Raw genomic sequence first — 12,369 nt, 5'->3', positions numbered from 1 at the left:
GCGTCCCTCTTCCCGCCTTAAACAGGGCGATTATTGGTAAACCAAACCAGTATTACCCTTGTGTGCCTGACCGATGACATACTATCAAGAAACTCACTGCCCTGGATGCAGGCTCCCTAGCCAGCCTACTGCTTGCAGTCGCAGCGGCGCTTGCGTTACTGTTCAGCCTGATTCCGGGAGCGGCCGCTTACCGCCGTTCCCTGCAAGATGGTTTGACCGTAAGGGTGTGAGATGAAAAAACGGATTCTGTCCATAATGTTGTCCGCCAGCCTCAGCCTGCTGCTAGCTGCTTGCGGCAAGGAAAAAGCCGAGAGCGCGACCGCACAAGCCGACCTGCCCGCCAATGCGCCGGCGGTTGGGACTCCAATCCAGGACGTCGCCAAGCAAGCCGACGGCAAACCCAAGCAGGGTGGCGAATACGCCACGACCGCCTGGGAAGACCTTGAACTGCCAGGACAGGGGCTGGAAGACATCGTCAAAAAATATCAGCCGCAAATCGACTCCATTCCAGAAGGCGACCCGGCGGAAAACGCCGTGATGGAAAAGATGCAGTCCGAACTCAATTCCGCGCCGGTCAACCCCGCCCTGGATGGCAAAAAGATCAAGATCGCGGGCTTCATTTCCCCGCTGGAGGTGGATGACAAAAAGGGCATGGTCAAGGAATTCCTGCTGGTGCCTTATTTTGGCGCCTGTATCCATGTGCCACCGCCGCCGCTCAACCAAACCCTGTTAGTCAAACCGCAGGAAGGCAAAAGCATTGGCATGGAGCAGATGTATGAGCCTGTATGGGTTTCCGGCACCATCCTCACCAAACAGGTTCACACCAATCTGGCTGAGGCCGGTTATCAAATCACGGACGCCAAGGTGGAAATCTACCAGGAAAGCGACGCACAGCAGCAGGACAACTGACCATTAACCGTTGGCGTGCGGGAGATAACGTTGCAGCCAGACCCGCCACAACAGCCAATAGAGCAGCAAACCGGTAGCGTCTGCGGAAAAGTCCGCCACAGAAAAAGAACGCCACGGCGTGAACGCTTGCAATATCTCAATGAAAGCGCCATAAAATAACAGTAAAGGTACTTTCCAGCACCAGAAACTGCGGGCAGTCGCCAAATCCAATAGGAGGGTGAAGCCGAAAAAAACTGTGGCGTGAATCAGTTTATCGGCGTTATCGACATCAAGGTTAATGCCGCGCATGGGCATCAATGCGACCACCAAACCGACAAGGATCAAGCTGATGAACAGAAACTTCAGCGCCTTGCGGAATTGTGGCTGATCCGCCAGTAACCGTGAGAGAATTGCTTGCATGGACATACCTGCTAGTGTTTTCAATGAAGACTGGCTGTTAGTCGCCAGTTTTGCCTTTATAATCTTATTGGGAAACGCCTTGCGGCGCGCGCCCTGGGGTTATGTGCGCGAACACACGCATGTTTACCTAGGCACCATCGCATTTGCAAGCCTTATCTGGATATTAAGGGCTGGCATCGGCGACAGGCTCAATTTCCATTTCCTGGGCATCACGGTCATGACCCTGATGTTTGGTTGGCGCTTGGCGCTGATTGCGGCCACCGCCATTGTCAGCATAACCTTCTGGCGGCTGGGGTCAGGGTTCCTCGCCATCCCTGTCAACACGTTGGTAATGGGGGGGATTCCAATCCTGGTCACCTACGGTTTGCTGCGCTGGAGCCAGCGCCACTTACCCACCAATATTTTCGTGTTCGTCTTTGTGAACGCCTTTTTTGCGGCGGTGTTGGGCGTCATCTTGGCCGTCTGCGTCGGCAGTCTGCTGCTTTGGTGGACAGATGCCTTTTCCGGCTATTACCTGCAAACCTATTATCTGCCCTACATTCCATTGCTGATGCTGCCGGAAGGGCTGCTCAACGGCATGTTGACCGTCATTGCCATCGTGTATGCGCCGCAATGGATTCCGCTGTTCGATGACGCCCGTTATCTGCGCAAGCGCGGGGAATAACCGTCACAACTCCAGCAAGCCATTGATTTCTGCCTGCATCCGCCCCACCACAGCGCGGCCTTCGCTGATGGCCTCTTCAGCACGGAAAAACTCCAGCAAGCCAATGTTTTCCAACCGTGGCACCAGCAGGATTTCCGGCGGGTCGCCTGCCATACGGCTGCGGGTGATCTTGTCCTGCATAATATTGATGGAAGCCGCCAACGCATCCATCAGGCCAGGGACATATTCCTTGTCACGGCTGCTGTCCGGCAGCAATGCAGAGGAATATTCACGCAAAGAAGCCGCCAAGCTATCCACCAGCCCCTCGGGCTTGGCACTGGCCGGTTGGACAGCCTTTTTATCCACCCGAGCCTTTTGGGTGTGATGGGCGTAACGCCGGGCGACATTGCCATTCAGATTGACAGCGATGACCACCTCCGCCCCCAAAGCACGGCAAAGGGAGACGGGCACCGGATTGACCAGGCCGCCATCCACCAGCCATTGGCCTCGGTGACGGAACGGTGGGAACAAGCCGGGCAGGGCGATGGAAGCCCACACCGCATCCATCACCAACCCTTCGCTGAACCAAAGTTCACGCCCATTCTCCAAGTTGGTGGAAACCGTGGCGAATGCGTGCGGCAGTTCCCCAATCAACAGGGTTTCATCACACACATGGGAATGGAAAAATTGTTGCAGCTTGTCACGCTTGACAAAACCATTCAGGGAGACATTAAGCTCAAAAAAGCGCATCAATTCCAACCGGGACAGGGAAAGCACCCAGCTTTCCAGCGCATCCAGATTGCCCGCAGCATAAGCGGCCCCGACAATGGATCCTACTGAACAACCACAAACGATTTCTGGATGAATCCCCATCTCCGCCAATGCACGCAGGACGCCGATATGCGCCCATCCGCGTGATGACCCGCTACCCAGGGCAATGCCAATACGGGGGGAGGGCATGGCTTAATCCATCGCCATGACAATGTTGTTATTGCTGCCGTTCAATACAGTAAACTCCCGCCGCCGTTCACGGCCATCCAGATTGGCGACGGCTTCATAATGGCCGGGAGCCACCACTAGGATGGCGGAATGCCGTCGGGGGGAAGCCACTTCCTGCCTGCCTCCATCCAGCCGGTACAAAGTCCAGCGCATGGGACGCATGGCGGGGGAATTCCCCAGCGTCGCCACCAAACTGACCGTACCAGTTGGCACCGAGATACTGGCGGTGCTTACTTCGCCACGGTTGACCCGCACCCGTTGCGTTTGGCGGGCGCTGTTGACGGTCGCGGTCACATCATATTCACCCACTGGCACAATCGTGTTGATCTGGTCGCCACCCGCGTGTTCCAACACATTACGTCCCACCACTGGGCCACTCGCAGCCACCACCCGCCAATCCGCTTGCATATTGCTGGAAACCCGCAAGCGGCCAATGTCAGCCGCAAAGTTGGGAGCCGCCAGCTTGCCATCCACCACTTCAACAGACGCCTGCTCCTCATACCCGCCAATTTGCAGATTGACCTCGTAACCCCCAACCGGCAAAGACAATTGCAGGGAACGCCCCGCCATTTGCCGGTCTTCCCCCCCATCCCGCGCATGAATCTCCCAAATCACATCCGCATTGCCAAGCTGCAGGGCTGCGGGGACATTCGCGGACAGCAATAGGTTAGGCTGCTGAATTATCAAACCTTCATGCCCTTGACGCTGGGGCAAATCCTCTTTCAGTGCAGCCGGAGTATTTTCAACCCTCCGGAACATCCCACCTGGAGCCACCACCCGTTGCAGTGTGTCAGGCAAGGGCAGGTGCGCCAACAAATGTTCCCGTTTTTCGTTGTTTACCTGCTGCAAACGGGGATCATCCTGCACTGGCGGCGTTTCTATCCAATAAAATGCGGGGGAATGCCCGGAACCCAAAGACGCAGCACTGTTCACCCAGCCAGCGACTTCTTCCAACAAGGTTGGTTTGCCTTTTTCAGGTTCAGGTTGTTTATAAACTTGTGGATCAATCCCTGCCATGCTGACGGATCCCGCCACCAACAAACCGCAGGCACCTAGTTTGCTTGCTGCACCAAGCCGAGTTTTCATGGAGTATTCCTCCGTCAGCACATGACGGGGCTGATTTCCGCTCCCCCTGCCTGTTGTAGTCAAAAAACACTCTTTTAGCCATTTTCGCAGAGGAAATGGTGAATTTTTATTATTTGTTGTCATTTAAATCTATACCGCGTTCCGACACATTCCCAATAGAAAGCGATTATGGATTCAATAACAATATTTGCCAGACAGGCCACCGCATTTTTGCGGCTGATGGCAAAGGGACAAAGGAATTTTAGCGGGAGGTCGTAAACGGGAAGTCAGCGCGATACTGTTGGCCATCGGCGGCAACCACAAGCACCGAAGCTTTCCACTGCATGGTTTGCATCGAGCACACCGGCAGCGTAAATTTACCCTGTAATACTGTTGTAGAATTGCCCGCCTGCAAATCTGCCGATTGAAACCCCATGAACATATTCACGCCTTCGACCGTCAGATTGGCGGAAACTGGTTGCCCCAGCCCGGCAGTTTCAACACTGGCAACCAGTTCCTGCATCAAAGGAATGCTATTGGGTGTAATGCTGAAACGGATAGATACGCCTGCATCATTACGGGCGGAGCAGGCTCCCTGACGCAAGTCGCAAAGTTCCTGTAGGGACAGCAGAGTAGCATGGGAATCATTTGGAGCAGATGACGGCGACAACAGAAAATACTTACCCGCCAGCGCCAAAACAAAAACACACACACCCAGCAAGATATAGGGCTTCACCCAACAAACTCCGCCACAACCGGAGCATGGTCGGAAGGCTTTTCCCAGGTGCGTGGCTCACGGTCAACGATGCAACTTGAACAGGAATCAGCCATCACTTTGCTGGCAAGGATCAGGTCAATACGCAGGCCGAGATTGCGCCGAAAGCCGCCAGCGCGGTAATCCCACCAACTGAACGACTTGTCCGGCTGCTCGAACTGGCGAAAGACATCGCTCAAGCCAATGGCTTGCAGGGCAGACAATGCGGTGCGCTCAGGTTCGGAGCAAAGGATCTTTCCGGCCCAGGCCGCCGGATCGTGCACATCACGGTCTTCCGGCGCAATATTGAAATCACCCAGCACTATCAGTTTCTGATATTGGGCGGCCTGCTCCTGCAACCAGGCAGTGACTTTTGCCAGCCAGTCCAACTTGTAAGCGTATTTGTCGGAGCCAACCTCGGATCCATTGACCACATACAAATTGACTATACGCAGACCGCCAACCGTTGCGGCGAGGATGCGGCGTTGCGGGTCGTCCAAATGGGGGATGTCCGTCACAACATCAGCCGCCACTGACTTACTGAGGATAGCGACGCCATTGTAGGTCTTTTGCCCTGAGAACACAGCCTGATAGCCAGATGCCGCAATTTCCTCTGACGGAAATTGCCCATCAACCATTTTGGTTTCTTGTATGGCCACAATATCCGGCTGCGCCGCCGCCAGCCACTGCAATACATGCGGCAGCCGCACCCGCAGGGAGTTGACGTTCCAGGTGGCAACTTTCATCCGTTTTTTTCCGTCAGCCCATTGTGGCGCAGCAGTGCGTCCACCGTTGGCTTGCGCCCCCTGAAGGCAGTAAAGGACTCCATCGCTTTCCGGGAACCGCCCACTTCCAGCACTTCATGCAGGAACGCTTCCCCGACGCCCGCGTCGAACAGCCCTTCCTCTTCAAAGCGGGCAAAAGCGTCGGCAGACAGCACTTCCGCCCATTTGTAGCTGTAGTAGCCTGCGGCGTAACCGCCCGCAAAGATATGCGAAAAGCTGTGCGCCATGCGGTTGAAGGCAGGTGGCTTGACCACTGCGACCTCATCGCGCACTTGCTGCTGGATGGTTTCCAGCCTGCCCGGCTCTGCCGCCTGCGGATCAAGGTGCAGGCGCATGTCGAACATAGCGAACTCCAACTGCCGCACCGTCGCCATCGCTGTCTGGAAATGGCGGGCCGCCTGCATTTTCTGGTACAGGTCTTCCGGCAATGGTTCGCCAGTTTGCCAATGGGCGGCGATCATATCCAACACGCCGCGTTCCCAACACCAGTTTTCCATGAATTGGCTCGGCAGTTCGACGGCATCCCATTCCACGCCATTAATCCCCGCAATGTCGGGGTAGTCGACTTGCGTCAGCATGTGGTGTAGCCCATGACCGAACTCATGGAACAGGGTGACGACTTCATCATGGGTGAACAGTGCAGGTTTGTCGCCAACCGGCGCGCTGCTGTTGCAGGTCATGAAGGCGACCGGAATTTGCAACCCATCATGGCGACGGAAACGCCCGCAGAAATTACTCATCCAAGCACCGCCCCGCTTGTGCTGGCGCGCATACAGGTCGAGGTAGAAACAGGCCTGCACCGTACCGGTACGGTCATGAACCAAATAGAAACGCACGTCAGGATGCCACAGGTCGATGTGCGCCTGCTGTTGTTCGATGCGCACGCCAAACAGTTTTCCCACCAACGCAAACAAACCACTGATCACCCGGTCGGCAGGGAAGTAGGGTTTGAGGTCTTCCTCGGAAAAATCGAAACGCGCTTGTTTCATTTTTTCGCTGATGTAGGCCACATCCCACGCCCGCACATCGTCCAAACCCAATTGGCTGCGGGCGAATGCTTGCACTTCCGCAAACTCCGTTTCAGCGAAAGGCTTGGCTTTCCCCGCCAGACTTTGCAGAAAATCCAGCACTTCCTGCGGGCTTTCCGCCATCTTGGTCGCCAGCGACAAGGCGGCATAGTTGTCATAACCAAGCAGTTCGGCTTCTTCCTGACGCAAACGCAAGATGTCGCGCATCACCTGGGTGTTGTCCCAATCCGGATTAGCCCCAAGTTCAGAGGCGCGCGTCGTGTAGGCACGGTACATTTCCGCGCGCAGTTCACGATCGTCAGCATAGGTCATCACCGCGATGTAGGAGGGAAATTGCAGGGTCAGCAACCAGCCTTCCAGATCACGTTGCTTGGCCGTTTGTGCCGCCATTTCAAGGGAAGATTCAGGCAGCCCTGCCAGTTCTGCGCCATCGGTAATGTGTTTGCTCCACGCATTGGTGGCGTCCAATACATTATCGGAAAAGCGGGAATTCAATTGCGACAATTGCTGGCTGATGGCACGGAAGCGTTCTTTCTGCTCAGGAGGAAGTGCGACACCGGATAGCTTGAAACTCAGCAGGCTGTCATCCAGGCTTTTCTGCTGGGACGTATCCAGACTGCCGTCCTGTTCGCGGATGTAGCGGATGGCATTGTACAACTGCTCGTTCTGCCCCAACTCCGTGTGATAGTCACTCAGCCGCGGCAAGTTGGCGTTGTATTCCTTGCGTAATTCATCCGTGTTGACCACTGCATTCATATGGCTGACCGGCGACCAAGTACGATCCAGCCGATTTCCCGCCTCATTCAGTGGAGCAATTAAATTATCCCACGCAAAGTGGATATCACTGGCCAAAGTCCTGGCCAACCAGTCACGGTTTTCCTGCAGCACAACCTCCAGCGCTGGGGTAATGTGTTCAGGCCTGATTTGGGAAAACAGCGGCAGCTTGCCGATGTCCAACAAGGGATTTTCCTGTTTCACGTGAAACCTCAAATGTCCAGATTGGCAACGGACAATGCATTCTTTTCAATAAAATCGCGGCGCGGCTCGACCTCATCACCCATCAGGGTAGTGAAAACTTCATCGGCGGCGACGACATCCTCAATGCGCACCTGCATCAGGCGGCGGCTGTTCGGGTCAAGCGTGGTTTCCCACAACTGGTCAGGGTTCATTTCGCCCAGACCTTTATACCGGCTGATCTGCAAACCACGGTTGGCCTCCTGCATCAGCCACTCGACCACCTGATCAAAACGGCGGGCGTCCTGCTTGCGTTCGCCCCGCAGAATGGTCGCCCCCTCACTGAGCAAACCTTCCAGTTCCCGATTGGTTTTCAGCAACAGTTTCATTTCCGGCATCAGAAAGAAATCACGGTCCAGATTGATGCGATGATCCAACCCATGCTGACGGCGGTTGACTTCAAGTGTCCAGGCGCTCTCATCCACCTTGTTCAACACCGAAGAATAAGTGCGTGCGCCATTGGCCCCTGCATTCAGGGTGGCAATCGCGGCTTCCACCCAAAGGGTAAAAGATTCCGCGTTGATGGAGGCAGGCTCATCAACCGATGGCAGGGATTCAAACAACATGGCTTCCAGCAAGCTGCGGTCGTAACGGCGCGCCAGACGGGCAATCACCTGCTTGACGGCGTTGTACTGCCGCACCAACGTTTCCAGCGCTTCGCCGCTAATGGCAGGGGCCTCCGCATTGACGTGCAGGCGGGAACCATCCAACGCCAGTTGCAACAGGTAACGCTCCATTTCCGGATCGTCCTTGACATACTGCTCCTGTTTGCCGCGTTTGACCTTATACAACGGTGGCTGGGCGATGTAGATGTGGCCGCGCTCCACCAGTTCCGGCATTTGCCGGTAGAAAAAGGTCAGCAGCAGGGTGCGGATGTGGGAGCCGTCGACATCCGCATCCGTCATGATGATGATACGGTGGTAACGCAGTTTGTCAGGGTTGTAATCTTCACGCCCGATGCCACAGCCAAGCGCCGTGATCAGGGTGCCGACCTCCTGTGAACTGATCATTTTGTCGAAGCGGGCTTTTTCCACATTCAGGATTTTACCTTTGAGCGGTAGGATAGCCTGAGAGCGGCGGTCCCGCCCTTGTTTGGCGGAGCCACCTGCCGAATCCCCTTCCACCAGGAACAGTTCCGACAGGGCAGGATCCTTTTCCTGACAATCCGCGAGTTTGCCTGGCAATCCAGCTATGTCAAGCGCGCCCTTGCGCCGGGTCATTTCACGGGCCTTGCGGGCGGCTTCGCGGGCGCGGGCGGCTTCGATCATCTTGCCCGCAATCAGTTTGGCTTCGGTTGGGTTCTCCAACAAAAACTCAGCCAAGCGCGAATTCATGGCGGATTCAACTACGCTTTTGACTTCGGAAGAAACCAGTTTGTCCTTGGTCTGGGATGAGAATTTGGGGTCTGGAACCTTCACGGACAGTACCGCAGTCAATCCTTCCCGTGTGTCATCGCCAGTCGGGCTGACTTTTTCCTTTTTCGCCAACCCAGCCTCTTCAATATAACTGTTGAGTGTGCGGGTCAGGGCAGCGCGGAAACCGGACAAATGGGCACCGCCATCACGCTGGGGGATATTGTTGGTGAAGCAGAAAACATTTTCCTGGTAAGAATCATTCCATTGCAGGGCCACCTCCACCCCCATGCCGTCCTGCTCAGTGCTGAAATACACAATATTGGAATGGATCGGTGTTTTATTGCGGTTGAGGTGCTGCACAAAAGCGCGGATGCCGCCTTCATATTCAAACACGTCCTCACGGCCTTCCCCTCGCCGGTCGATCAGGTTGATGCGCACGCCGGAGTTAAGGAAAGACAACTCGCGCAGGCGTTTCGCGAGGATATCGTAATGGAATTCGGTCTGGGTAAAGATAGTGGGGCTAGGGTGGAAACGCACCGCAGTCCCAGTCCCTTCGGTTTCCCCCACTTCCGTTAATGGTGCCTCCGGCTCGCCCAGATGATAAACCTGCCGGTACAGTTTGCCGTCACGGCGAATGGTAAGCTCCAGTTCATCCGAAAGTGCGTTCACCACCGACACCCCTACGCCATGCAACCCCCCGGACACCTTATAGGAGTTGTCATCAAACTTACCGCCTGCATGCAGCACAGTCATGATGACCTCGGCGGCGGAACGGCCTTCTTCCGGGTGAATGTCGACCGGAATCCCACGCCCATCGTCTGAGACTTTTACCGAGCCATCACTGAACAGCTCCACCTTGACTTCCGAACAGTAACCGGCGAGAGCTTCGTCAATGGAGTTGTCGACAACCTCAAACACCATATGGTGCAAGCCAGTGCCGTCATCCGTATCACCAATGTACATGCCGGGGCGTTTGCGCACTGCCTCCAGCCCTTTGAGCACCTTGATGTTCGATGAGTCGTAGGTGTTTTTGTCAGTCATGTCTTATCCATTTTTGTGTAACGCTGCGCTTCTTGGCAGACCATTTTCCCCTGTTTCACGTGAAACACACGGGCATCGGCAAACCATCTGCGCAAGGGTTCGTAATGAGCGCCGGTAATAATCAACTGCTGCTGCATTGTGCGCAGCGTATTGTACAATGCTTGCTGATTGGACTCATCCAGTTCTGAAGCAAGATCGTCAATCGCTATTATACCGCGTTTTGCCTCCGTCTCGGCAGTTGTATGGCTTTGTGCAAGCAGCAAGGCGACAGCCAGCAATTTGAGCTGGCCCCGTGAGGCTACCCGAACCGCCGGAACCCCATCCAGCAAGATATGCAAATCCGTCCGGTGGGCACCATAGAGGCTGAAACCCTGCTTCTGTTCCTGTCCTGATCGTTCCCGGAAGAATTGTTCCAGATGTTGGCGGTTCTCCACATCGACATTGGCCGGAAAGCCCGTGCTGAGTTGCAACAAGGGCAAGCCTAAATTCGCCAGTAATGCCGAGTTGCCTTGCAAGGTATATTGCAGGACATCTAATGCCTGAAGCCGGTACCGATACAGTATTGGTTGCAACGCGATCAATTGTTCTGTCCATTGGGGCAGTGCGTGGCGTTGCTTGGCATCGCGCAAGCAAGCGTTCCTTTGCTTAAGGATGCGTTGATAGTTGCGCCAAGTTGAGTTGAAATCTGTGAAGCGGTAAAACGCAATCCAATCCAGGAATGCCCGCCGTATGGCAGGCCCTCCGGTCACCAAATCCACCGACGCGGGATGAATCAAGGTAAGTGGGATATGGGCGCTCAGTTCCGCCTGTTGCGCCACATCAGCATGGTTGATGCGGATACGGGTGGCTTGGCTGCTTTTGCAGATGCCAGCAGGGTAACTGCCACCTGCAACGCCATCTTCCACCCTGACGCTGACTGTTAGCTCATCCGCACCGCGTGTTATCAATTCGTTGATGCGCGGCGTGCGAAATGAACGGCCACGGGACAAAACCGCCAACGCTTCCAGTAAGCTGGATTTACCGGAGGCGTTATCCCCGTACAACACATTGACATGTGCCGCCAACTCCAGTTCGGTGTAAGCGACAATACGGCAATTGCTGACAGCGACCTTGCTTAACCACACACGCTAAGTTTCCGTTGTTTACAAACGGATCGGCATGATGACGTTGCGTATGCTGTCATCGTTCGGGTCAGTCAGCAATGCGCTGCTTTCCGGCGAGTTGCATTGCAGTTGCAGCGTGTCACTGGACAGGTGGTTGACCGCATCCAACAAATACGTCACGTTGAAACCAATGCTGAATTCGTTGCCGTTATAGGCCACATCGAGCTCATCACTTGCCATCTCTTGTTCCGGATTATGCGCTTGCACTTGTAGCAGGTTATCGCCCAATGTCAGGCGCACACCACGGAATTTTTCATTGGAAAGGATTGCCACCCGGTTAAGCATGTCACGGAAAGCCTTGCGGTCTAAATCGACCTGGACCTGCCCACCGCCAGGGACAGCGGCGCGGTAATCAGGGTAACGCCCATCCACCAGCTTGGTGGTGAAACGCAGGTTATCCAGTTTTGTCCGCAGATGGTTCTGGCTCACTTGCACCTGCACAGGTGTTTGGGAGTCAGCCCGCAATAAACGTGACAACTCCAGCACCCCTTTACGGGGAATGATCATCTGCCGGGGCTGTCCCAGTTCTGGCATTCCAAGCTTTTGAAAACATAGGACAAGACGGTGGCCATCAGTGGCGACTGTCCGTATCCCTTCCGAACCCACTTCCAGCAACATGCCGTTCAGGTAATAGCGGACGTCTTGGTTCGCCATTGCAAAGGAGGCGCTGTCCAACAAATGCTTGAGGGCGTTTTCCGGCAGCTCAAAGTTTTGGACTTCCCCAATGTCATCCAGATCAGGAAATTCACTGGCAGGTAGGGTGGCCAGTTCAAACCGGCTACGCCCTGAGGTGACACGGGCGCGTTTGTCATCTTGGACGTCTAAGTTGACGATGCTTTCAGCAGGCAAGGATTTGCAAATATCGGCCAATTTGCGGGCAGGCAAGGTAATTTCCCCAGCAACACCATCCATAATGGGCGCATGGGTGGCAATTTCCAATTCCAAGTCAGTTCCTCTCCAGAATGACTGTTTGCCCTCAATGCGAAGCAGCACATTTTCCAGAATAGGGGAGGTATGCCGCTTTTCAATGGCTCCTAGGGTTGCTTGCAAAGACTCAAGCAGATGTTCACGGGTTTGGATCAATCTCATTATTCATCTATCTTAATATATAAAAGAACTCATAATAATAATAAAGCGTCCACAAGCTTGTGGATAAATATACTATCTATCTGATTTGCTGTCCTAAACACAGCTTTATGTTGTGGAAAGAACTT

At 54.7% G+C, this 12,369-nt stretch carries 11 protein-coding genes; 2 read left to right on the top strand and 9 right to left on the bottom strand.

Going from position 1 to position 12,369, the window contains the following annotated elements; genetic code table 11:
- Positions 1-231 precede the first annotated feature (231 nt).
- Entirely contained in the window at positions 232-909 is a 678-nt protein-coding gene (locus VSS37_RS20865; RefSeq protein ID WP_324698363.1) for a DUF3299 domain-containing protein, read from the top strand.
- A gap of 3 nt (positions 910-912) precedes the next feature.
- Here the strand turns inward: VSS37_RS20865 and VSS37_RS20860 are convergent, their stop codons facing one another.
- Positions 913-1,308 carry a VanZ family protein gene (locus tag VSS37_RS20860; protein ID WP_324698361.1) on the bottom strand — a complete coding sequence of 132 codons (396 nt, stop codon included), beginning with the start codon at positions 1,306-1,308 and terminating at the stop codon, positions 913-915.
- Here VSS37_RS20860 and VSS37_RS20855 point away from each other — a divergent pair.
- Complete coding sequence (locus VSS37_RS20855; RefSeq protein ID WP_324698359.1) at positions 1,307-1,972, top strand: energy-coupling factor ABC transporter permease; 666 nt, start codon at positions 1,307-1,309, stop codon at positions 1,970-1,972. The two genes, VSS37_RS20860 and VSS37_RS20855, sit on opposite strands and share 2 nt — an antisense overlap.
- 3 nt (positions 1,973-1,975) lie before the next feature.
- Here the strand turns inward: VSS37_RS20855 and VSS37_RS20850 are convergent, their stop codons facing one another.
- From VSS37_RS20850 to dnaN, 8 genes are all read right to left on the bottom strand, one after another.
- Positions 1,976-2,911 (bottom strand): patatin-like phospholipase family protein, encoded by a 936-nt coding sequence (locus VSS37_RS20850; RefSeq protein ID WP_324698358.1) that lies wholly within the window; start codon positions 2,909-2,911, stop codon positions 1,976-1,978.
- A 3-nt stretch (positions 2,912-2,914) separates the two neighbouring features.
- Entirely contained in the window at positions 2,915-4,036 is a 1,122-nt protein-coding gene (locus tag VSS37_RS20845) for a hypothetical protein (protein WP_324698356.1), read from the bottom strand.
- Positions 4,037-4,277: 241 nt separating this feature from the next.
- Positions 4,278-4,751 carry a hypothetical protein gene (locus VSS37_RS20840; protein ID WP_324698354.1) on the bottom strand — a complete coding sequence of 158 codons (474 nt, stop codon included), beginning with the start codon at positions 4,749-4,751 and terminating at the stop codon, positions 4,278-4,280.
- Complete coding sequence (xth, locus tag VSS37_RS20835) at positions 4,748-5,515, bottom strand: exodeoxyribonuclease III (RefSeq protein ID WP_324698353.1); 768 nt, start codon at positions 5,513-5,515, stop codon at positions 4,748-4,750. Before xth ends, VSS37_RS20840 begins: the two co-directional genes overlap by 4 nt.
- The gene (locus VSS37_RS20830) at positions 5,512-7,560 is read right to left on the bottom strand and encodes a M3 family metallopeptidase (RefSeq protein ID WP_324698351.1); all 2,049 of its coding nucleotides are present in this window, start codon (positions 7,558-7,560) and stop codon (positions 5,512-5,514) included. The genes xth and VSS37_RS20830 overlap by 4 nt, the downstream gene beginning before the upstream one ends.
- 8 nt (positions 7,561-7,568) lie before the next feature.
- Positions 7,569-9,992 carry a DNA topoisomerase (ATP-hydrolyzing) subunit B gene (gyrB, locus tag VSS37_RS20825; protein WP_324698350.1) on the bottom strand — a complete coding sequence of 808 codons (2,424 nt, stop codon included), beginning with the start codon at positions 9,990-9,992 and terminating at the stop codon, positions 7,569-7,571.
- Positions 9,989-11,116, bottom strand: a complete 1,128-nt coding sequence (gene recF, locus VSS37_RS20820) for a DNA replication/repair protein RecF (RefSeq protein WP_324698348.1) — start codon at positions 11,114-11,116, stop codon at positions 9,989-9,991. The genes gyrB and recF overlap by 4 nt, the downstream gene beginning before the upstream one ends.
- Positions 11,117-11,134: 18 nt before the next feature.
- Complete coding sequence (dnaN, locus tag VSS37_RS20815) at positions 11,135-12,244, bottom strand: DNA polymerase III subunit beta (protein ID WP_324698346.1); 1,110 nt, start codon at positions 12,242-12,244, stop codon at positions 11,135-11,137.
- Between the last annotated feature and the right edge of the window lie 125 nt (positions 12,245-12,369).

The organism is Candidatus Thiothrix phosphatis, from assembly GCF_035668035.1.
Taxonomy (GTDB): domain Bacteria; phylum Pseudomonadota; class Gammaproteobacteria; order Thiotrichales; family Thiotrichaceae; genus Thiothrix; species Thiothrix phosphatis.
Note: the sequence above shows the minus strand (reverse complement) of the source record. Positions and strands in the feature narration are given on the sequence as shown.

Bases quoted from the DNA above. Each gene is read 5' to 3' on its own strand.
- VSS37_RS20865 (WP_324698363.1), top strand. From the start codon at position 232: ATGAAAAAACGGATTCTGTCCATAATGTTGTCCGCCAGCCTCAGCCTG.
- VSS37_RS20855 (WP_324698359.1), top strand. From the start codon at position 1,307: ATGGACATACCTGCTAGTGTTTTCAATGAAGACTGGCTGTTAGTCGCC.
- VSS37_RS20860 (WP_324698361.1), bottom strand. From the start codon at position 1,308: ATGCAAGCAATTCTCTCACGGTTACTGGCGGATCAGCCACAATTCCGC.
- VSS37_RS20850 (WP_324698358.1), bottom strand. From the start codon at position 2,911: ATGCCCTCCCCCCGTATTGGCATTGCCCTGGGTAGCGGGTCATCACGC.
- VSS37_RS20845 (WP_324698356.1), bottom strand. From the start codon at position 4,036: ATGAAAACTCGGCTTGGTGCAGCAAGCAAACTAGGTGCCTGCGGTTTG.
- xth (WP_324698353.1), bottom strand. From the start codon at position 5,515: ATGAAAGTTGCCACCTGGAACGTCAACTCCCTGCGGGTGCGGCTGCCG.
- gyrB (WP_324698350.1), bottom strand. From the start codon at position 9,992: ATGACTGACAAAAACACCTACGACTCATCGAACATCAAGGTGCTCAAA.
- dnaN (WP_324698346.1), bottom strand. From the start codon at position 12,244: ATGAGATTGATCCAAACCCGTGAACATCTGCTTGAGTCTTTGCAAGCA.